At 59.0% G+C, this 20,570-nt stretch carries 18 protein-coding genes; 5 read left to right on the top strand and 13 right to left on the bottom strand.

All coding sequences use genetic code 11. From position 1 onward, the window contains the following. From GHO03_RS09850 to GHO03_RS09840, 3 genes are all read right to left on the bottom strand, one after another. Positions 1-342 (bottom strand): CinA family protein (locus tag GHO03_RS09850; RefSeq protein ID WP_153327829.1); only part of this gene is annotated, 342 nt, incomplete at its 3' end. 22 nt (positions 343-364) lie between these two features. Beyond that, the gene (locus GHO03_RS09845; RefSeq protein WP_095003016.1) at positions 365-709 is read right to left on the bottom strand and encodes a phage holin family protein; all 345 of its coding nucleotides are present in this window, start codon (positions 707-709) and stop codon (positions 365-367) included. A gap of 280 nt (positions 710-989) precedes the next feature. Next, entirely contained in the window at positions 990-1,715 is a 726-nt protein-coding gene (locus GHO03_RS09840; RefSeq protein WP_095019810.1) for an XRE family transcriptional regulator, read from the bottom strand. A gap of 188 nt (positions 1,716-1,903) precedes the next feature. On the opposite strand from GHO03_RS09840, the gene mutS reads away from it, so the two are divergent. Beyond that, positions 1,904-4,483, top strand: coding sequence for a DNA mismatch repair protein MutS (gene mutS / locus GHO03_RS09835; RefSeq protein ID WP_095003014.1), 2,580 nt, complete (start codon positions 1,904-1,906; stop codon positions 4,481-4,483). Positions 4,484-4,612: 129 nt separating this feature from the next. Further along, positions 4,613-4,936 (top strand): ferredoxin FdxA, encoded by a 324-nt coding sequence (gene fdxA / locus GHO03_RS09830; RefSeq protein ID WP_153399717.1) that lies wholly within the window; start codon positions 4,613-4,615, stop codon positions 4,934-4,936. Between the two features lie 135 nt (positions 4,937-5,071). Here the strand turns inward: fdxA and GHO03_RS09825 are convergent, their stop codons facing one another. The 3 genes from GHO03_RS09825 to GHO03_RS09815 all read right to left on the bottom strand — a co-directional run bounded on the left by GHO03_RS09825 (position 5,072) and on the right by GHO03_RS09815 (position 7,452). After that, positions 5,072-5,701, bottom strand: a complete 630-nt coding sequence (locus tag GHO03_RS09825) for a CoA transferase subunit B (protein WP_095019809.1) — start codon at positions 5,699-5,701, stop codon at positions 5,072-5,074. Between the two features lie 2 nt (positions 5,702-5,703). Continuing rightward, positions 5,704-6,402 (bottom strand): CoA transferase subunit A, encoded by a 699-nt coding sequence (locus GHO03_RS09820; RefSeq protein WP_095020417.1) that lies wholly within the window; start codon positions 6,400-6,402, stop codon positions 5,704-5,706. A gap of 393 nt (positions 6,403-6,795) precedes the next feature. Then, the gene (locus GHO03_RS09815; protein WP_095003031.1) at positions 6,796-7,452 is read right to left on the bottom strand and encodes a TetR family transcriptional regulator; all 657 of its coding nucleotides are present in this window, start codon (positions 7,450-7,452) and stop codon (positions 6,796-6,798) included. 265 nt (positions 7,453-7,717) lie between these two features. On the opposite strand from GHO03_RS09815, the gene GHO03_RS09810 reads away from it, so the two are divergent. From GHO03_RS09810 to GHO03_RS09800, 3 genes are read left to right on the top strand one after another with little or no spacing between them, the layout of a single operon-like run. Beyond that, positions 7,718-8,869 carry an efflux RND transporter periplasmic adaptor subunit gene (locus GHO03_RS09810; protein ID WP_095003011.1) on the top strand — a complete coding sequence of 384 codons (1,152 nt, stop codon included), beginning with the start codon at positions 7,718-7,720 and terminating at the stop codon, positions 8,867-8,869. Positions 8,870-8,872: 3 nt separating this feature from the next. Next, the gene (locus GHO03_RS09805) at positions 8,873-12,034 is read left to right on the top strand and encodes an efflux RND transporter permease subunit (RefSeq protein ID WP_095003010.1); all 3,162 of its coding nucleotides are present in this window, start codon (positions 8,873-8,875) and stop codon (positions 12,032-12,034) included. Continuing rightward, on the top strand, positions 12,031-13,482 hold the full coding sequence (locus GHO03_RS09800) for an AdeC/AdeK/OprM family multidrug efflux complex outer membrane factor (RefSeq protein ID WP_016779756.1): 1,452 nt from the start codon (positions 12,031-12,033) through the stop codon (positions 13,480-13,482). Before GHO03_RS09805 ends, GHO03_RS09800 begins: the two co-directional genes overlap by 4 nt. 82 nt (positions 13,483-13,564) lie before the next feature. On the opposite strand, the gene pcaC is transcribed toward GHO03_RS09800, so the two are convergent. The 7 genes from pcaC to GHO03_RS09765 form a co-directional block, all read right to left on the bottom strand. Beyond that, on the bottom strand, positions 13,565-13,957 hold the full coding sequence (gene pcaC, locus GHO03_RS09795) for a 4-carboxymuconolactone decarboxylase (protein ID WP_095003009.1): 393 nt from the start codon (positions 13,955-13,957) through the stop codon (positions 13,565-13,567). A 10-nt stretch (positions 13,958-13,967) separates the two neighbouring features. Beyond that, the gene (gene pcaD, locus GHO03_RS09790) at positions 13,968-14,759 is read right to left on the bottom strand and encodes a 3-oxoadipate enol-lactonase (protein WP_133144845.1); all 792 of its coding nucleotides are present in this window, start codon (positions 14,757-14,759) and stop codon (positions 13,968-13,970) included. A gap of 11 nt (positions 14,760-14,770) precedes the next feature. After that, entirely contained in the window at positions 14,771-16,123 is a 1,353-nt protein-coding gene (locus GHO03_RS09785) for a 3-carboxy-cis,cis-muconate cycloisomerase (protein ID WP_153380591.1), read from the bottom strand. A gap of 44 nt (positions 16,124-16,167) precedes the next feature. Further along, positions 16,168-17,460: an MFS family transporter gene (locus GHO03_RS09780; protein WP_153399715.1), complete on the bottom strand. Its 1,293-nt coding sequence runs from the start codon at positions 17,458-17,460 to the stop codon at positions 16,168-16,170. 134 nt (positions 17,461-17,594) lie between these two features. Continuing rightward, on the bottom strand, positions 17,595-18,800 hold the full coding sequence (pcaF, locus tag GHO03_RS09775) for a 3-oxoadipyl-CoA thiolase (RefSeq protein WP_169916871.1): 1,206 nt from the start codon (positions 18,798-18,800) through the stop codon (positions 17,595-17,597). Further along, the gene (locus GHO03_RS09770; protein ID WP_169916892.1) at positions 18,797-19,579 is read right to left on the bottom strand and encodes a CoA-transferase subunit beta; all 783 of its coding nucleotides are present in this window, start codon (positions 19,577-19,579) and stop codon (positions 18,797-18,799) included. The genes pcaF and GHO03_RS09770 overlap by 4 nt, the downstream gene beginning before the upstream one ends. Further along, positions 19,576-20,433, bottom strand: coding sequence for a CoA transferase subunit A (locus tag GHO03_RS09765; protein ID WP_153399713.1), 858 nt, complete (start codon positions 20,431-20,433; stop codon positions 19,576-19,578). The genes GHO03_RS09770 and GHO03_RS09765 overlap by 4 nt, the downstream gene beginning before the upstream one ends. Positions 20,434-20,570: the final 137 nt, after the last annotated feature.

The raw sequence follows: 20,570 nt of genomic DNA, 5'->3' as shown, positions 1-20,570 counted from the left end.
GGCCACACCACTGACCGCCACGGCAAATCGCGCCCCGCTTTGGGCCTGCGCACCCTGCACCATCGCCTCGACCACCTCGCGGCTGACGGCCCCCACCCGGGTGAATAAAGGCTCGGGAACCTCCAGTTGCCGGGTCTTTTGCTGGTTGGAGTAGGTCACAAACCCTGCCTCAAACCACGCCGAGCTGCCGGCAATACGGGTGATGGCCTCGGCAATGCCGCCACCGGTGCAGGACTCGGCGGTTGTCACCTGGGCATTGAGAGCCTTTAACAGCAGCCCGAGTTCAGACGCAAGTTGAGATATTTGATCCACTGTCCTCTCCTGATGGCGGGTCTGCGCCATAACCTACACCAAAAAGCGCCTGTTACGGCTCGATCCGCGAGTCACCGGGCGCAGCGTCTACCCCGAGCCGCTTCGCGGCCCAGCGCTGGTACAGGCTGATTGCCGCATCTGCACCGGCCAGTGCGGTCAGGCAACCCAGGGCCCCTGCGGCCAGAATCGACATCCCGGCCGAGTACAGCAGCATAAAGGTCGAGACACCGCACACCACGCACGCGCCCGAACGCAACGCCAGGCGCCGCATCAGTGGCCATCCGCTGGTGCCGTCCTTGTCTGCCCGCCACATCTCGCCAAAAACGCCGCCTACCAAGGCAAGGAGGATGACCAGTAAAACCGGCATTTCCAGTAAGACTTGCGGTTCATTCATCATGTGATCACTCCTGTGTCCTTATTGATAAGCGCCAATTTCCGGTCTGGCTGAAACGTCATACCCCTGCCTGAGATCCATCGTTGGCCGCAATGGAATAAAGACCATGCATGTATGGATATACAGTCAATGCACCAGTGCATATATTTATTCGGACAATTTCAACAAGTCGGCCAAGACCTGCAAATACGGTGAGAATTGTCTGTTGGTTGGGTGAAAATACTGCTCGCGAAAGCTGATTCGCGAGCAGGCTCGCTCCCACAGGGTGTTCCAAGACTTATGGTTAGCGGGCGTACATGCCCCACCAGAACACATGACCAAGAATGACCAGTTGTTCATCCTCGAGATCGTTGTAGGCGTAGTCCTCATCCGGGAACTCGTCGCGATTGAAACTGCGCAAACGAATACCGCCCGCCAGGCGATACACCTGTTTCACCCGCAACTGGCCATTGTGATTGACCGCATACAGGTCGCCATCAACCACTTCGTCAAGGGTACGTTTGCCCGCATTGACTCCCACCGTTGCGCCATCGCGCAGGACTGGCAGCATGCTGTCGCCGCGTACGGTCACGCACTTGGCCTGATCGAACTCCACGCCGTTATGGCGCAGGCTGCGCTTGCCGAAACGCAACCTGGCGCGTTCGCTCTCCTCAATGGCAAAGCGCCCTGAGCCGGCGGCCAGTTCAACCTGACGCAAAAATGGAATGGACACTTCATCGTCCGCCACCGGGGTGTCGTCATCCCACAGGCAAATATCACGCAACTCTGGGTGACGTAGCTCGATTTCAGGCACCCGCACATCCTCCCGGCCGCGCAAGCGATCGGTGCTGATGTGGAAATACTCGGCGATTTTGGAGATATGCCTGTCGGAAGGATCGGCAATTTTGCCGCTCAATATTCGCGACAACGTAGGTTGCGGTACTCCCGTACTGCGGTGAAGCGCCATCGCGCTGATACCGTGCCGGGCCAGCAGCTCTTTAAGGACGGTTGAAACAGTTCGTTTTGACATGGCGGCAATAGTGCTGGCGGTGTTTATTGATGGCAAATGCTATTTCTTCTATTTATAGCAGCCAGTCAGCGCGCCCGGTGCGCACCTGTAGATGCAAGGGGCTGACATGTTAACCTTGCGCCCATTGCGAAAACCTCAGGCCACGGCCTGCCTTTCCCCCACTTCTGAACGAATCCGCCTAAGTCCTGATGAGTAAAAATACTTCCGACCTGTCCAGCCATACCCCGATGATGCAGCAGTACTGGCGCCTGAAGAACCAGCACCCTGACCAGCTGATGTTTTATCGCATGGGCGATTTCTACGAAATCTTCTACGAAGACGCGAAGAAAGCCGCCAAATTGCTGGACATCACCCTCACGGCACGTGGCCAGTCTGCCGGGCAGGCGATTCCGATGTGCGGGATCCCTTACCATGCGGCCGAAGGTTACCTGGCCAAGCTGGTCAAGCTGGGGGAGTCGGTAGTGATCTGCGAGCAGGTCGGCGACCCGGCCACCAGCAAAGGACCGGTCGAGCGTCAGGTCGTACGCATCATCACCCCGGGCACCGTCAGTGACGAGGCGCTGATGGATGAGCGCCGCGACAACCTGATTGCCGCGGTGCTGGGCGATGAGCGTCTGTTTGGCCTCGCCGTGCTGGATATCACCAGTGGCAACTTCTCGGTGCTGGAGATCAAGGGCTGGGAAAACCTGCTGGCAGAGCTTGAGCGCATCAACCCGGTTGAGCTGATGATCCCGGATGACTGGCCACAAGGCCTGCCAGCGGAAAAACGTCGTGGCGTTCGTCGCCGTGCGCCGTGGGACTTTGAGCGTGACTCGGCCCTGAAAAGCCTGTGCCAGCAGTTCTCAACCCAGGATCTAAAAGGCTTTGGCTGCGAAAACCTGACCCTGGCCATCGGCGCTGCAGGCTGCCTGCTCAGCTATGCCAAGGAAACCCAGCGCACGGCCCTGCCCCACTTGCGCAGCCTGCGCCATGAGCGCCTGGACGACACCGTGGTGCTCGATGGCGCCAGCCGCCGCAACCTGGAGCTGGACACCAACCTGGCCGGCGGTCGCGACAATACCCTGCAATCAGTGGTCGACCGTTGCCAGACCTCGATGGGCAGCCGCTTGCTGACCCGCTGGTTGAACCGTCCGTTGCGCGATTTGAGCGTGCTGCTGGCGCGCCAGTCTTCAATTACCTGCCTGCTCGATGGCTATCGCTTTGAAAAGCTGCAGCCACAGCTCAAGGAAATCGGTGACCTGGAGCGGATCCTGGCCCGTATCGGCCTGCGCAACGCGCGCCCCCGCGACCTGGCCCGCCTGCGTGATGCCTTGAACGCGCTGCCGGAACTGCAAGACGCCATGCTCGGCCTCGAAGCGCCGCACTTGCAGCAACTGGCCACGATCACCAGCACCTACCCCGAACTGGGCGCACTGCTGGAAAAAGCCATCAATGACAACCCACCCGCGGTGATCCGCGATGGCGGCGTGCTTAAAACCGGCTATGACGCCGAGCTGGACGAGTTGCAGGCACTGAGCGAAAACGCCGGCCAGTTCCTGATTGACCTGGAAGCCCGGGAAAAAGCCCGCACCGGCCTGTCCAACCTCAAGGTCGGTTACAACCGGGTCCACGGCTACTTTATCGAGCTGCCAAGCAAACAGGCCGAACAGGCTCCGGCCGATTACATCCGCCGCCAGACGCTCAAAGGCGCCGAACGCTTTATCACCCCGGAGCTGAAAGCCTTCGAAGACAAGGCCCTGTCGGCCAAGAGCCGTGCCCTGGCTCGTGAGAAAATGCTCTATGAGGCATTGCTCGAAGAGATGATCGGCCACCTCGCACCGCTGCAGGACACCGCCGCCGCCCTGGCCGAGCTGGATGTGCTGAGCAACCTGGCCGAGCGTGCGCTGAACCTGGACCTGAACTGCCCGCGCTTTGTTGAAGAGCCGTGCATGCGCATCAGCCAGGGTCGCCACCCAGTGGTCGAGCAAGTGCTGACTACGCCGTTTGTGGCCAACGACCTGGGGCTGGATGACAACACCCGCATGCTGGTGATTACCGGTCCTAACATGGGCGGTAAGTCGACTTATATGCGCCAGACTGCATTGATCGTATTGCTGGCCCATATCGGCAGTTTTGTGCCAGCAGCCAGTTGCGAGCTGTCGCTGGTTGACCGAATTTTTACCCGGATCGGTTCCAGTGATGACCTGGCAGGTGGCCGTTCGACCTTTATGGTCGAGATGAGCGAAACCGCCAATATTTTGCACAACGCCACCGAACGCAGCTTGGTGCTGATGGACGAAGTGGGTCGTGGCACCAGTACCTTTGACGGCCTGTCCCTGGCCTGGGCTGCAGCAGAACGTCTGGCCCAGTTGCGCGCCTACACCTTGTTTGCCACGCACTACTTCGAACTGACGGTACTGCCCGAAAGTGAACCGCTGGTCGCCAACGTGCATTTGAGCGCAACCGAGCACAATGAACGTATCGTGTTCCTGCACCATGTTCTTCCGGGCCCGGCCAGCCAGAGTTATGGCCTGGCCGTGGCGCAACTGGCGGGGGTACCGAGTGAAGTCATCAGCCGTGCCCGCGAGCATTTGAGCCGCCTGGAGACCACCAGCCTGCCCCATGAAGTGCCACTTGCGAAGCCTGGCAAAAAGCCTGCGCCACAACAAAGCGACCTGTTTGCCAGCCTGCCGCACCCGGTGCTGGATGACCTTTCCAGGGCCGATCTGGACAACATGACGCCACGTAAAGCGCTCGATTTGCTCTACACATTAAAGACACGCCTTTAAAAGCTGCTAGAATCGCGCGCGGTTCGGGATGCTACTGACCTTTTAGCCTGGTCTTTAGATATCACTCCCGAACCCGGCGAACCCGTTCTGGAAGGGCTTCGCTGCCGCCGCCTGAGGAGAGAATTAGAAATGACCTTCGTCGTCACCGACAACTGCATCAAGTGCAAGTACACCGACTGCGTAGAAGTCTGTCCGGTGGACTGCTTTTACGAAGGCCCGAACTTCCTGGTGATTCACCCGGATGAGTGCATTGACTGCGCGCTTTGTGAGCCTGAATGCCCTGCACAGGCGATCTTCTCTGAAGATGAAGTGCCTGCCGGCATGGAGAATTTCGTTCAGTTGAACGTCGAGCTGGCTGAAATCTGGCCAAATATCACTGAACGCAAAGACCCTCTGCCGGACGCGGCCGAGTGGGATGGCAAACCAGGCAAGATCGTCGACCTGGAACGCTGATTCACGTTTAAGCAAAAAGCCCCTTTTGGGGCTTTTTGCGTATTTGACCCGGCGAAAACACTTTAAAACTGGAAGGCAGCCGTCTGCGTAGCAGCAGCCTCGTTTCTACGGCACTTGCTACCAGAGGCTTGGCTCCTAACCGTTGATTGCGCAGCCCGTGGCCTCTTGAAGCTGCTCGCGGGTGACTCCCGGCGCCAGTTCCACCAGCTTGAGTCCTTGCCCGGTCACATCCAGCACGGCCAGGTCGGTGATAATCCGGTCGACCACTGCCACGCCCGTCAGCGGCAGATCACACTGTTTAAGCAGTTTATGGGTGCCGCCCTTGGCCGTGTGCTCCATCAGCACGACAACGCGCTTGACCCCGGCTACCAGATCCATCGCCCCTCCCATGCCCTTGACCATCTTGCCGGGGATCATCCAGTTGGCCAGGTCGCCCTTCTCGGACACCTGCATCGCCCCCAGAATCGACAAGTTGATATGACCGCCACGAATCATCGCGAACGAATCGGCACTGTTGAAGAAGCTGCTTCCCGGCAAAGTCGTGATGGTTTGCTTGCCGGCGTTGATCAGGTCGGCATCGACTTCATCGTCAGTCGGAAACGGACCAATGCCCAGCAGGCCATTTTCGCTTTGCAACCACACATCCATACCTTCAGGAATGTAGTTCGCCACCAGGGTGGGCAAACCGATACCCAGGTTGACGTAGAAACCGTCCTGCAGTTCTTGGGCGGCACGATGCGCCATTTCTTCACGAGTCCAGGCCATGGTCAGGCGCTCCGCACAGTGCGATGTTCAATACGTTTTTCCGGCGCAGCGTTGAGCACCAGCCGTTGTACGTAAATCCCGGGCAAATGCACCTGATCGGGCTCGATCTCGCCAACCTCGACAATCTCTTCCACTTCCACCACACACACCTTGGCCGCCATGGCCGCCAAAGGGTTGAAGTTGCGTGCGGTTTTATTGAATAGCAGGTTGCCAGAGGTATCGGCCTTCCAGGCCTTGACCAGGGCTACATCGGCGCGCAGTGAACGCTCCATGACATACCACTCGCCATCGAACTCCCGGGTTTCCTTGCCTTCAGCTACCAGCGTGCCGTAGCCAGTCTTGGTAAAGAACGCCGGGATACCCGCCCCGCCCGCCCGCAGCTTTTCCGCAAGGGTGCCTTGCGGGGTGAACTCAAGCTCCAGCTCGCCCGCCAGGTACTGGCGTTCGAACTCTTTGTTCTCGCCAACATAGGAAGAAATCATTTTGCGAATCTGGCGCGTTTCCAGCAGTTGCCCCAGACCAAATCCGTCAACCCCGGCGTTATTGCTGATCACCGTCAGCTCGCGCTTGCCGGTATCGCGCAAAGCCGCGATCAGCGCTTCGGGGATACCGCACAAGCCAAAACCGCCTACAGCCAGGGTCATGCCGTCTTCGACCAGGCCTTGCAAAGCGGATTCAGCACTCGAGTAAATCTTGTTCACTTGTTATTCCTCGAATTGTCCACGACACACCACACCGTCGCAGTCTGTTTGCTTCAGTCGGGAGAGGAAAACAGCCTGGCAGTTGCCCGCTCCCCCGTTGCTGGCAGCTCTGGCCTGAGGCCAAAGCGTTGCTCAAGTGTAGGGGAAGCCAAGGCAGGAAGGGTTGATTGGAAAAAATAACCGAGAACAATGCCGCCGTTCAGTAATCCTTAATCCGCAATCGCTTAGGATTAATTACATCTGGCTGTGGGACGTTTAACTAAACGATAACAATTTAGCTACAAAATACTTAGCTCGCTAACTTTAAACCCGCGGGCCAGACGTATATAAATGCCATCTGCCATCAAATGGCCCAAAGGGCAAAATCTTCACTCGCCTTATTGCTTGAGCCTACTAGACTCCCTCTCGGATATTGCCGGAGTTTCTTAAAGCTGGGCTTGTGCGCAGCATGTCCAGCCCCGTATCGACCCAGGATTGCGCGTGTGTGTACAGGTCAAAGCTGTCGGGAACCAGCAGCCATTGTCCGAGTATTCCGTCGATATAGGCATGCAGGCAGATGGCAGCACGGCGAACATCCAGATTTTCAGGGAGCTGTTGACGATGAATGGCATTGCTCAGGGCCAGCTCGATCCTGCTGTTGCAATCGAGCATCGCCATCTGGCGTTGAGCCCGTAAATCACACATTTCGTCAGTGAATTCGCACTTATGGAACAAAATTTCATTGATACGCCGGGTTTTTGGGTCAATGGCAACCTGGCGAAACAAGTGAATCAGCAATTGGCGCATGCAGCCAAGCGGGTCGACTTCGTTCTCGCTTTCGCTTGCCCTGGCCATTTCATCCAGAGGCTCATTCAAGCTGTCGAGCATGGCTTGAACCAACTCGGCCTTGTTGCTGAAGTGCCAGTAAATGGCACCACGGGTGACACCCGCCAGTGTGGCGATATCAGCCAGCGTCGTGCGGGCAACCCCGCGCTCATAGAAGGCCTGTTCGGCCGCTTCGAGGATTTTGCTCCGGGTCTCAAGAGCTTCTTCTTTGGTACGACGCACCATGGCAATAAAAACCTCAATCAGAAGGATCCGGGCCTCTACGGTCACTTGCCCGGACCAACATCGGGTGGCGCTTGTTATGCCTTATCCCGGTCTACTACACGCATGAAAAATGGCGCTGTAAGGCTTGGCGAGACAGCGTCCCACTATTTACAAACAGACACGAATGTAAGTATATTACTTAGCAAGCTATTTATCCACCCGGAACAGCTTTCTTTACCCTTCCACTATTCTTGTGCGCTTTCGCGTGCCTGACCCGAGGATCTTCATGCAATTCAAGCCAGCTGTTACCGCTCTGGTTGCTGCCATCGCCCTTGCTTCGCTGCTCAGCGGATGCAAAAAGGAAGAGGCAGCACCTGCCCCGCAAATCCCTCAGGTCGGCGTTGTCACGCTGAAAACCCAGCCATTTACCTTGACCACCGATCTGCCTGGCCGCACCGCGTCATATCGTTCGGCAGAAGTACGCCCGCAGGTAAACGGCATCATCCTCAAGCGCTTCTTTAAAGAAGGCAGTGACGTCAAGATCGGCCAGCAGCTCTATCAAATCGATCCGGCGATCTATGAAAGCGCCGTACTCAGCGCCCGCGCCACCCTGCAATCGGCAAAATCACTGGCTCAGCGCTACAAGCAACTGGTCGCCGAGCAAGCCGTAAGCCGTCAGGAATACGACAACGCCGAAGCCGCCCGCCTGGAAGCAGAAGCCGCGCTGAACACCGCCCAGGTTAACCTGCGCTACACCAAGGTGCTGGCGCCGCTGACCGGCCGCATCGGTCGCTCGCTGTACACCGAAGGTGCACTGGTCACCAGTGGCCAGGCCAATGCATTGGCCGTGATCACCCAACTGGACCCGATCTATGTTGACGTGACCCAGTCCTCGGTAGAAATGCTCGAACTGCGCCGCGACCTGGCCAGTGGCCGTTTGAAGAAGGCCGGTGAAAACGCCGCCAAGGTCAAGCTGACCCTGCCTGACGGCAGCGAGTACGGCCAGGAAGGTCGCCTTGAGTTCGCCGAAGTCTCGGTTGATGAAACCACCGGTTCCGTCACCCTGCGCGCAGTGTTCCCGAACCCTGACGAAACCCTGTTGCCGGGCATGTTTGTCCACGCGCAGCTGGAAGCAGGCATCGACAGCAATGCGATCCTCGCTCCACAAATCGGCGTGACCCACAACCTCAAGGGCCAACCGACTGCGATGATCGTTGGACCGGACAACAAGGTTGAGCTGCGTGTACTGCAAGCTTCGCGCACCGTTGGCAGCAACTGGCTGGTTGAGAAAGGCCTGAACCCTGGCGACCGTCTGATTACTGATGGCCTGCAATTCATCAAGCCTGGCATTGAAGTCAAGATCATGGACAAGCCACAAGGCGAAACCCCGGCATCTGCCCCGGCAACAGAAAAAGCTGCAGGCAGTAAAGGGGAATAAACCATGTCGAAATTTTTTATCGACCGTCCGATTTTCGCCTGGGTTATAGCCCTGGTGATCATGCTGGTCGGGGCTCTATCGATCCTGAAGTTGCCGATCAACCAGTACCCGAGCATTGCACCACCGGCCATTTCGATCTCCGTGACCTACCCGGGCGCTTCGGCGCAAACCGTGCAGGACACCGTGGTTCAGGTGATCGAGCAACAGCTCAACGGTATCGACCACCTGCGCTATGTGTCATCGGAAAGTAACTCCGACGGCAGCATGAGCATCACCGCCACATTCGAGCAAGGCACTGACCCTGACACCGCACAGGTCCAGGTACAGAACAAGCTCAACCTGGCGACCCCCCTGCTACCGCAAGAGGTACAGCAGCAAGGTATCCGTGTAACCAAGGCAGTGAAAAACTTCCTGATGGTTATTGGTGTGGTGTCTGAAAACGGCAGCATGAACAAGGACGACCTGTCCAACTACATCGTTTCCAACATGCAGGACCCGATCTCCCGTACCGAAGGTGTGGGCGACTTCCAGGTGTTCGGCGCCCAGTACGCCATGCGTATCTGGCTCGACCCGGTCAAGCTGAACAAATACAACCTGACTCCGGTGGACGTTAAATCGGCCATCAGCGCACAGAACGTTCAGGTGTCCTCCGGGCAACTGGGCGGCCTGCCTGCCGTCAAGGGTCAGGAGCTGAACGCGACCATCATCGGCAAAACCCGTCTGCAAACGGCTGAAGAGTTCAAAAAGATCCTGCTCAAGGTCAACACCGACGGCTCCCAGGTACGCCTGAGCGATGTCGCAGATGTTGCCCTGGGTGGTGAGAACTACAGCGTCAGCGCACAATTCAACGGCAAACCGGCATCGGGTATCGCGATCAAGCTGGCCCCGGGCTCCAACGCTCTGGACACGGCAAAGGCATTGCGTGAAACCATCAACGGCCTGGAACCCTTCTTCCCGGAAGGTATGAAAGTCGTTTACCCGTACGACACCACGCCTGTGGTTTCGGCATCGATCGAAGGTGTGGTGCACACCCTGGTCGAAGCGGTTGTACTGGTGTTCCTGGTGATGTTCCTGTTCCTGCAAAACTTCCGCGCCACCATCATCACCACGATGACAGTACCGGTTGTACTGCTGGGTACCTTCGGGATCCTGGCCGCTGCAGGCTTCAGCATCAACACCCTGACCATGTTCGGTATGGTACTGGCCATCGGCTTGCTGGTGGACGATGCGATCGTGGTGGTTGAAAACGTTGAGCGGGTCATGTCCGAAGAAGGACTGCCGCCCAAGGAAGCCACCAAGAAATCCATGGAGCAGATCCAGGGTGCCCTGGTAGGTATTGCGCTGGTGTTGTCGGCGGTATTGCTGCCGATGGCCTTCTTCAGCGGCTCCACGGGTGTGATCTATCGCCAGTTCTCGATCACTATCGTTTCGGCGATGGGCCTGTCGGTACTGGTTGCCCTGATCTTCACCCCGGCGCTGTGCGCCACCATGCTCAAGCCAATCCAGAAGGGTGATCACGGCGAGAACAAGCGCGGTTTCTTCGGCTGGTTCAACCGGACCTTCGACAATGGCGTGAAACGCTATGAAAAAGGTGTCGGCAGCATTCTGCGGCACAAGGCTCCGTACCTGCTGGCTTATGTGCTGATTGTGGTTGGTATGGTGTTCCTGTTTACCCGTATCCCTACCTCCTTCCTCCCGGAAGAAGACCAGGGCGTACTGTTTGCACAGGTTCAAACACCGGCAGGCACCACTGCAGAGCGTACTCAGCAAGTGATCGACCGGATGCGCGAATACCTGCTGGCCGATGAGTCGGACGCTGTGTCTTCGGTGTTTACCGTAAACGGCTTCAACTTCGCCGGCCGTGGCCAGAGCTCCGGCCTGGCGTTCATCATGCTCAAGCCGTGGGGCGAGCGCGATTCGGACAACAGTGTATTTGCACTGGCTGCACGGGCACAGAAAGTGTTCTCCAGCTACCGCGATGCAATGGTGTTCGCCTTTGCCCCGCCTGCTGTAATGGAACTGGGTAACGCCACCGGTTTCGACGTATACCTGCAAGACCGCTCCGGCATTGGCCACGAGAAACTGATGGCTGCACGCAATCAGTTCCTGGGGATGGCGGCTCAGAGCAAGATCCTGGCGGGCGTACGTCCGAACGGTCTGAACGATGAACCGCAATACAAGCTGCTGATCGACGATGAGGCCGCTCGCGCCCTGGGCCTGAGCATTTCGGACATCAACAACACCCTGTCCATTGGTCTGGGTGCCAGTTATGTCAACGACTTCATCGACCACGGTCGAGTCAAAAAGGTATTCCTGCAAGGCGAAGCTGACTCGCGGATGAACCCCGAAGACCTGAAGAAATGGTACGTGCGTAACGATCAGGGAACCATGGTGCCGTTCTCGGCCTTCGCCAAGGGCGAGTGGATCTACGGCCCACCCAAGCTGTCGCGTTACAACGGCGTAGAAGCGATGGAAATTCTCGGCGCTCCGGCTCCGGGCTATACCAGCGGTCAAGCCATGGCTGAGGTCGAAGCCCTGGCCAAGAAGTTGCCAGCGGGTGTAGGTATTTCCTGGACGGGGCTGTCTTACGAGGAACGTCTGTCAGGTTCGCAAGCGCCTGCCCTGTACGCTATTTCCTTGCTGATGGTATTCCTGTGCCTTGCAGCACTGTACGAAAGCTGGTCGATCCCGATTGCGGTGATGCTGGTCGTACCCCTGGGGATCATTGGTGCGCTTATGGCCACCAGCCTGCGCGGGTTGTCCAACGACGTGTACTTCCAGGTGGGCTTGCTTACGACCATCGGTCTGGCCTCGAAAAACGCCATTCTGATCGTCGAGTTTGCCAAGGAACTGCATGAGCAGGGACGAAGCCTGGTGGATGCCGCGATCGAGGCGTGCCGCATGCGTCTGCGTCCGATCATCATGACCTCCCTGGCCTTCGTACTGGGTGTGGTTCCACTGGCCATCTCCACGGGCGCAGGCTCGGGCAGCCAGCACGCTATTGGTACCGGTGTTATCGGTGGCATGATCACCGCCACCGTACTGGCCGTGTTCTGGGTACCGCTGTTCTTTGTGGCCGTATCGTCCATTGGCGGCGGCAAGAATAAAGACACGGAAAAGAAAGTGGATCTGACTAAAACTCCAAACCAAGAGGCTGGCCAATGAGCAAGTCGCTTCTCGCAGTAGCTGTTGCAGCGTTTACGCTCGGCGGCTGCTCGCTGATCCCCGACTACCAGCGCCCTGAAGCGCCGGTAGCGGCGCAATACCCGCAAGGCCCGGCCTACTCGCCAACCGAGGCGGCCAGCAAGGCCGCTGCGGAACAGGGCTGGCGTCAGTTTTTCCATGACCCGGCGCTGCAGCAGCTGATCCAGACGGCTCTGGTCAACAACCGCGACCTGCGGGTCGCGGCGTTGAACATCGACGCCTATGCCGCGCAGTACCGCATCCAGCGCGCCGATCTGTTCCCGGCGGTTTCGGCCTCTGGCAGCGGTAGCCGTCAACGTACTCCGGCCAACATGTCGCAAACCGGCGAGTCGAGCATCACCAGCTCTTATTCGGCGACCCTTGGGGTCAGTGCATACGAGCTGGACCTGTTCGGCCGGGTTCGCAGCCTGAGCGATCAGGCGTTGCAGAACTACTTTGCAACCGAAGAAGCCCGACGCAGCACCCAGATCAGTCTGGTAGCCAGCGTCGCCAATGCCTACCTGACCTGGCAGGCTGACAAAGAGCTGCTCAAGCTCACTGAAGACACCCTCAAGGCGTTCGATGAGAGCTACAAGCTCACTTTGCGCAGCAATGAAGTCGGTGTGGCCTCGGCCCTTGAAGTCAGCCAGTCGCGTACCTCGGTGGAAAACGCCAAGGTGCAGCTGGCCCGCTACACCCGTCAGGTGGCGCAAGATCAGAACAGCCTCGCGCTGTTGCTGGGCAGCACCATCCCGGACAACCTGCCGGCAGCCCAACCGCTGGCAGCCGACCTGTTGAGCGAAGTACCGGCTGGCCTGCCATCGGACTTGCTGCAACGTCGTCCGGACATCCTTGAAGCCGAGCACAAGTTGCTGGCCGCCAACGCCAACATCGGCGCGGCGCGGGCAGCGTTTTTCCCGAGCATCAGCCTCACGGCCAATGCCGGGACCTTGAGCCCTGACCTGTCGGGGCTGTTCAAGGGCGGCTCGGGCACCTGGCTGTTCTCACCGCAAATCAACTTGCCGATCTTTAACGCAGGGGCTTTGCGCGCCAGCCTGGACTACGCAAAAATCCAGAAAGAGATCACCGTTTCCCAGTACGAGAAAACAATCCAGACCGCCTTCCAGGAAGTTTCTGACGGTCTGGCAGCGCGTCAAACCTACAACCAGCAGTTGCAGGCGCAAACCGACTTCGTCAACGCCAACCAGGATTACTACCGTTTGGCCGAGCGTCGTTATCGGATTGGCATCGACAGCAACCTGACCTTCCTCGATGCCCAGCGCTCGTTGTTCAGCGCGCAGCAATCGTTGATCACCGACCGTCTTTCGCAGCTGACCAGTGAAGTCACGCTGTACAAGGCGCTGGGTGGCGGCTGGTACGAACAGACCGGGCAAAACCGCCCTGTTTCGGATCAGCCACCCAAGGCTTGATGCGTATCGGTTAAACAACAAACCCGCCTTATGGCGGGTTTGTTGTTTCAGGCTAGGGATGCAGATTGATCTGTAGCCGCTGTTACTCCCGCGACTCAACCCCCAATTCATCCCACACCGATTCAGCCAGATGAAACGTCGCATTGGCCGCCGGAATCCCGCAATAGATAGCACTCTGCATGATCACTTCCTTGATCTCGGCCCGGGTCACGCCATTGTTGGCCGCAGCGCGCAGATGCAGTTTCAGCTCTTCATTGCGGTTCATGCCGATCAGCATCGCGATGGTAATCAGGCTACGGGTATGGCGCGCCAACCCCGGACGGGTCCAGATATCACCCCAGGCATGGCGGGTGATCATTTCCTGGAACTCACTGTTGAACTCGGTCAGGGCATTGAGGCTACGATCCACATGGGCATCACCCAGCACCGCACGGCGTACTTGCATGCCCTCGTCGTAACGTTGTTTCTCGTCCACAAAAAACTCCTTAGCTTGCCTGCAAAAATTGCAGCACGCGCTGGCTGAAAGCATCGCCCGCCTGCACGTTGGACAGGTGCGCGGCGTAAAACTCGGCGTACTGCGCGCCACGCACATGTTCCTGAATAAAGTGGCTGCCCGCAGGCGGCGTGACGGCATCTTCAGTGCCCGCGATCACCAGCATGGGCACTTCGATTGCGCCCAACTGATCGCGAAAATCTGCATCACGCACAGCAGCACAATTGGCGGCATAGCCCTGGGGCGAAGTGGCCGCCAGCATATCGGTGATGCGCTTGGCCTGCCCGGGATTGGCCTGGGCGAAGTCCGCGGTAAACCAGCGGGCAATGGAGGCATCACGCAACCCTGCCATTGCCGCCGCCCCCTCACGCAAAACCATCTCGATGCGCGGATTCCAGACCGCAGGCTCGCCAATTTTGGCAGCCGTGTTGCACACCACCAGCTTGTGCAGCCGCGAACCGGCATGGATCCCCAGCCACTGGCCAATCAGTCCACCCATCGACAACCCGCAAAAATGCGCGCGCTCGATATGCAGCGCATCCAGCAGCGCCAAAACATCTCCGCCCAGTTGTTCAATGCTATACGGTCCTTCGGTCATCAACGAGTGGCCATGACCCCGGGTGTCGTAGCGCAATACCTGGAAGTGCTCGGCGAACGCCGCAATCTGCGTGTCCCACATCCCCAGATCAGTGCCCAGGGAATTGGACAGCACCAGCACCGGTGCACCTTGCGGGCCGTCCAGGCGGTAGTTGAGTTCACCTTCAGCGAGTTGTACACGTCCCACGAGTTTCTCCTTTAGAGGACCAACGCAAAATGTTCAGCCCGCGCACGCTCGACCCACGTCGTCGCCTGACCAAGGTAATGGGCCGGATCGAGCAGGCGATCCAGTTCCTGCGCGCTGAGGTGCGCGGTGATTTGCGGCTCTTCGCCCAGCACCCCACGTAAATGGCGCTTTTCGGCCACCGCCCGCTTGCAACACTGCTCCAGCAGATGATGCGCGGTTTCGCGCCCTACCCGCTGCGCCAGCACAATGCTTACTGCTTCAGCCAGCACCAGCCCGTGGGTCAGATCGAGGTTGCGCGCCATGCGCTCACTGTCCACTTCCAGCCCACGGGCAATATTCAACGCCTGTACCAGCGCGCCGGACACCACGCAACAAATCTCGGGGAGGGTTTCCCATTCGGCATGCCATAAGCCCAGGCTGCGCTCGTGCTCCTGAGGCATGGCGCTGAACAAAATGCTCAGCAGGCCCGGCACCCGCGTTGCGGCACCGATCAATACCGCAGACCCAACCGGGTTGCGCTTGTGCGGCATGGTCGACGAGCCGCCCTTGCCCGGCGCCGACGGCTCGAATACTTCCGCGGCCTCGGTCTGCATCAGCAGGCTGATATCCCGACCGATTTTTCCCAGGCCACCGGCGATCAGGCCCAGAACTGCGGCAAATTCCACCAGACGATCACGCTGGGTATGCCAGGGTTGCTCAGGCAGACTCAGGCCCAGTTCATCAGCCAACGCCTGTGCCACCGGCATGGCCTGATCGCCAAGGGCGGCCAGGGTGCCGGAAGCACCGCCAAACTGCAGGCACAGTAAACGCGGTTTGAGCTCGTGCAGACGCTGGCGGCTACGGGTCACGGCCCCCAGCCAGCTGGCGATTTTCATGCCCAAGGTCACCGGAGTAGCCTGCTGCAGCCAGGTGCGCCCGGCCAAAGGCGTCGTGGCATAGCGCTGGGCCTGCGCGGCGAGCACATCCGCCAGCTGCGTCATGTCACGCTCGATCAAATCCAGAGCGGCGCGCAATTGCAGGACCAGACCGCTGTCCATCACATCCTGGCTGGTGGCGCCCAAATGCACATAACGCTCGGCTTCAGGTGCGCTGCTGGCAATCTGTTTGCCCAGCGCCTTGACCAGCGGGATCGCGGAGTTGCCGGCACTGGCGATCGCCAGGCCCAGCGCTTCGAAATCGTAGAGTTCTGCGCGACACGCCGCTGAAATCGGAGCAACCGCAGAGTGAGGAATCACCCCGACCCGGGCTTGTGCCCGGGCCAGCGCCGCTTCGACGTCGAGCATGGCCTGTACCCGGCCATGATCGCAAAACACTTGCCCCATGGCCTCGGCCGTAAAGTACGCATCGAACAGCTGATCACTCATAAAACTTCCTTGGAAGGCACGCGCCACTGGCGCGCGCGGCAACATCACAAATCGTGGTGCAGGTACTTGGGCTGTTTGGGCAGACGGAAGCTGAACAGGAACGCGATGGCCATCATCACCGTCACATACCAGTAGAAGCTGTTTTCCATGCCCATCGATTTAAGCCCCAGTGCCACGTACTCAGCCGAACCACCAAAGATCGCGTTGGCCACGGCATAGGCCAGGCCCACACCCAGCGCCCGCACCTGGGGCGGGAACATCTCGGCTTTGACCAGGCCGCTGATCGAGGTGTAGAAGCTGACAATCGCCAGCGCCAGGGTAATCAGGACAAAGGCCAGGAACGGACTGCTGATGGTTTTCAGGGTCAACAGGATCGGCACCGTACACAGCGTACCCAGCGCGCCAAACCAGAGCATGTTGTTACGCCGGCCGATCTTGTCCGCCAGCATGCCGAACAACGGCTGCATGCACATATAAAGGAACAGCGCCCCGGTCATGATGTAACTGGCGGTCTTGGCGTGCATACCGGCGGTGTTCACTAGGTATTTCTGCATGTAGGTGGTAAAGGTGTAGAAAATCAGCGAGCCGCCTGCGGTGTAACCCAGCACGGTAATAAACGCCGCTTTGTGGTCGCAGAACAACGCCCTCACACTGCCTGCATCTTTGTCCTGGCGGGTTTCGGCGCTGGTGGTTTCTTTCAGGGTGCGACGCAGCAACAACGAAATCAGCGCCGCAATGGCACCGATCACAAAGGGGATGCGCCAGCCCCAGGCCCGCAGTTCGTCTTCTGGCAGAAACTGCTGAAGAATCACCACCACCAGCACCGCCAGCAGTTGCCCGCCGATCAGCGTTACATACTGGAAGGAAGCAAAGAAGCCGCGCTGGCCCTTGAGTGCCACTTCACTCATATAGGTCGCAGTGGTGCCGTATTCACCCCCTACCGACAGGCCCTGAAACAGCCGCGCCATCAGCAACAAGGCTGGGGCCCAGGCGCCGATCGAGGCGTAGGTCGGCAAAAAGGCAATCACCAGTGAGCCGGCGCACATCATCAGCACCGAGATCATCATGGAATTCTTTCGCCCGTGCTTGTCAGCCACCCGGCCAAACAGCCAGCCACCTATGGGGCGCATCAAAAAACCCGCCGCAAACACACCGGCCGTGTTCAGCAACTGCACCGTAGGGTCTTCGGAGGGGAAGAAAGCGGGAGCGAAGTAGATCGCACAGAAGGCGTAAACGTAAAAGTCGAACCATTCGACCAGGTTGCCGGAGGATGCACCGACAATCGCAAAAATCCTTTTTTTGCGCTCCTCTCCTGTGTAGTGAGTTGCTGTTGTCATCTTTATTTACTCATCAGGTTTTAGTTGCAATCAGACACACATTGCAACATCTCGCGCCATCACCGCAATAAGCCGAACGACTGAGGCCGTGGGAGCGAGCGGGCTCGCTCCCACAGAGGCAGTATTGAGCGCTATCAGACCCGTTCAATAGCCAATGCCAGACCCTGCCCAACGCCCACGCACATGGTCGCCAGGCCTTTCTTGCCACCGGTTTTTTCCAGCTGATGCAAGGCGGTCATGACGATGCGAGCACCGCTCATGCCCAGGGGGTGACCCAGGGCAATTGCCCCGCCATTGGGGTTTACCTGCGGCGCATCGTCAGCCAGGCCCAGCTCGCGTAAAACGGCCAGGCCCTGGCTGGCGAAGGCTTCGTTGAGTTCGATCACGTCAAAATCACTCACCGCCAACCCCAGGCGCTCCACCAGTTTACGCACCGCCGGCACCGGGCCAATGCCCATTACACGGGGCGCAACACCGGCGCTGGCCATGCCCAGAACCCGACCGCGAGCGGTCAGGCCATGGCGTTTGACCGCCTCGGCCGATGCCAGGATCATCGCCGCGGCGCCATCGTTGACCCCCGAGGCATTGCCCGCAGTGACGGTCTTGTCCGGGCCGTTGACCGGCTTGAGTTTGCCCAGGGTTTCCAGGCTGGTATCGGCACGCGGATGCTCGTCGTGCTCAACCACCGTCTCACCTTTTTTATGGGCAATACGCACCGGCACGATTTCTTCGGCAAAGTAGCCTGCGGCCTGGGCAGCAGCAGTCCGTTGCTGGCTGCGCAGGGCGAAAGCGTCCTGATCGGCACGGGAAATCTTGTACTCGTCGGCCACGTTGTCCGCCGTCTGTGGCATCGGGTCGACACCGTATTGGGCTTTCATCAGCGGGTTGATAAAGCGCCAGCCAATGGTGGTGTCCTCCAGTTTCATGTTGCGCGAGAACGCGGCATCGGCCTTGCCCATCACAAACGGCGCCCGCGACATGGACTCGACGCCCCCGGCAATCGCCAGCTCCATCTCGCCGCTGGCAATGGCGCGGAACGCCGTGCCGATGGCATCCATACCCGAGGCACACAGGCGGTTGAGGGTCACGCCTGGAATGCTGTCCGACAGCCCGGCCAGCAACGCGGCCATGCGCGCCACGTTGCGGTTGTCTTCACCGGCCTGGTTGGCGCAGCCGAAAAAAACTTCGTCGACTTCGTTCCAGTTCACATTCGGGTTGCGTTCGATCAGCGCCTTGATCGGCGCTGCCGCCAGATCATCGGCGCGCATGCCTGCCAGGCCACCGCCAAAACGGCCGATAGGGGTACGAATCGCGTCACAGATAAAGACTTCGCGCATCATGCTTCTCCCGGAGCCTGACCGTGGGCCAGTGCGGTGCGCGCTTCCAGGTCACGCAAGGCGCTGAGTTCGACGTCGGTCGGGGCCGCTGTTTGCGCCACATTATCGGCAAAGCGAATGGCCCAGCCGGTGGCAGCAATGACTTGCTCGCGGGTCACGCCCGGATGCAGGGCAGTGACTACAAATTCGTTGGTCTGTTCTTCAGGTTCCATGGTGCACAGATCGGTAATGATGCCCACCGGCCCGGCACCCGGAAGGCCCAGACGCTTGCGCGAGTCGCCGCCTTCACCGTGGCCCACCGAGGTGATGAAGTCCAGTTTGTCGACAAAAGAGCGGGCCGACTGCTTGAGGATGATCAGCACGCTTTTCGCCGAACCGGCGATTTCCGGCGCGCCACCGGCACCTGGCAGGCGCACTTTTGGCTGGTGGTAGTCACCGACCACTGTGGTGTTGATATTGCCGAAACGGTCGACCTGGGCTGCGCCCAAAAAGCCGACATCGACCCGACCGCCCTGCAGCCAGTAACGGAAGATTTCACTGGTGGAGACTACGGTGTCAGCCGTTTCGGCCAGTTCACCGTCACCAATCGACAGCGGCAACACATCAGGCTTGGCCCCAATCGGGCCGGACTCGTAGATCAGCACCACATCCGGAGACGAGGTCAGACGCGCCAGGTTAGCCGCCTTGGAAGGCAAGCCAATGCCGACAAAACACACCGAACCGTTTTTCAAACGGCGGGCCGCCGCAACGGTCATCATTTCATTGGTGGTGTAGGTCATTATTTAGCCTCCGAAGCGCGGGCCAGCTTGGCCTGGAACTCACTGAAATTCGCAGTGCCGTGGATGTATTCATTGATCCAGGCAGTAAAGGTCTCACGGTCGCGGGCAATCGGGTCCCACGCTTGATAGAAACGGTTATCGCGCTCGGTATAACCATGAGCGTAGGAAGGGTGCGCCCCACCCGGCACATGACACACTGCGCTCAAGGCCCAGGTTGGCAGGACGCAGGCATTCATTGGCGCTTGCAGGTCGTCGACGATTTCTTCAACGGTGACGATGCAGCGCTTGGCCGCCAGGGCCGCTTCTTTCTGCACCCCCAGGATGCCCCACAGCAGCACGTTGCCCTTGCGGTCGGCCTTTTGCGCGTGAATCACCGTGACATCCGGGCGCACCGCCGGTACTGCGGCCAGTACTTCGCCAGTAAACGGGCAAGTGACGGTCTTGATCAGCGGGTTGACCTTGGGTAAATCAGACCCTGCGTATGCACGCAGCACCGCAAATGGCAGGCCCGAGGCACCCGCAACGTAGGCATTGGCCAGGTCGGCGTGGCTGTGCTCTTCGATTTCCAGCGGCTGTGGCCACTGTTTCTCGACGGCATCGCGCAAACGGTGCAGGGAACCAACGCCAGGGTTGCCACCCCAGGAAAAGATCAACTTTCGTGCACAACCGGCACCGATCAACTGGTCGTACACCAGATCAGGCGTCATCCGCACCAGAGTCAGGTCTTTCTTGCCCTGACGGATGATTTCATGACCCACTGCAGTCGGGATCAGGTGGGTGAAACCTTCAAGGGCAACGGTGTCACCATCGCTCACAAATTGTTTCACCGCGTCGTGTAACGAAATGATGTCTGCCATCTGGGGTAGCTCCCGTTTTTTGTAGGCCACTGCGGTTGAAGAAGGTGCGCCAGGGCGACACCGGATGCTCAGCAGATTAAGCCGCGGCTTTGGCCCAAACAATCCGATAATCGACTATGTGTTCGCTAATCGAACAC

The sequence above is a fragment of the Pseudomonas sp. FSL R10-1339 genome, assembly GCF_009600545.1.
GTDB lineage: Bacteria > Pseudomonadota > Gammaproteobacteria > Pseudomonadales > Pseudomonadaceae > Aquipseudomonas > Aquipseudomonas bubulae.
This window is presented reverse-complemented; position numbering and strand designations above follow the sequence as displayed.

Bases quoted from the DNA above. Each gene is read 5' to 3' on its own strand.
- GHO03_RS09845 (WP_095003016.1), bottom strand. From the start codon at position 709: ATGATGAATGAACCGCAAGTCTTACTGGAAATGCCGGTTTTACTGGTC.
- GHO03_RS09840 (WP_095019810.1), bottom strand. From the start codon at position 1,715: ATGTCAAAACGAACTGTTTCAACCGTCCTTAAAGAGCTGCTGGCCCGG.
- mutS (WP_095003014.1), top strand. From the start codon at position 1,904: ATGAGTAAAAATACTTCCGACCTGTCCAGCCATACCCCGATGATGCAG.
- fdxA (WP_153399717.1), top strand. From the start codon at position 4,613: ATGACCTTCGTCGTCACCGACAACTGCATCAAGTGCAAGTACACCGAC.
- GHO03_RS09825 (WP_095019809.1), bottom strand. From the start codon at position 5,701: ATGGCCTGGACTCGTGAAGAAATGGCGCATCGTGCCGCCCAAGAACTG.
- GHO03_RS09815 (WP_095003031.1), bottom strand. From the start codon at position 7,452: ATGGTGCGTCGTACCAAAGAAGAAGCTCTTGAGACCCGGAGCAAAATC.
- GHO03_RS09810 (WP_095003011.1), top strand. From the start codon at position 7,718: ATGCAATTCAAGCCAGCTGTTACCGCTCTGGTTGCTGCCATCGCCCTT.
- GHO03_RS09805 (WP_095003010.1), top strand. From the start codon at position 8,873: ATGTCGAAATTTTTTATCGACCGTCCGATTTTCGCCTGGGTTATAGCC.
- GHO03_RS09800 (WP_016779756.1), top strand. From the start codon at position 12,031: ATGAGCAAGTCGCTTCTCGCAGTAGCTGTTGCAGCGTTTACGCTCGGC.
- GHO03_RS09785 (WP_153380591.1), bottom strand. From the start codon at position 16,123: ATGAGTGATCAGCTGTTCGATGCGTACTTTACGGCCGAGGCCATGGGG.
- GHO03_RS09780 (WP_153399715.1), bottom strand. From the start codon at position 17,460: ATGACAACAGCAACTCACTACACAGGAGAGGAGCGCAAAAAAAGGATT.
- pcaF (WP_169916871.1), bottom strand. From the start codon at position 18,800: ATGATGCGCGAAGTCTTTATCTGTGACGCGATTCGTACCCCTATCGGC.
- GHO03_RS09765 (WP_153399713.1), bottom strand. From the start codon at position 20,433: ATGGCAGACATCATTTCGTTACACGACGCGGTGAAACAATTTGTGAGC.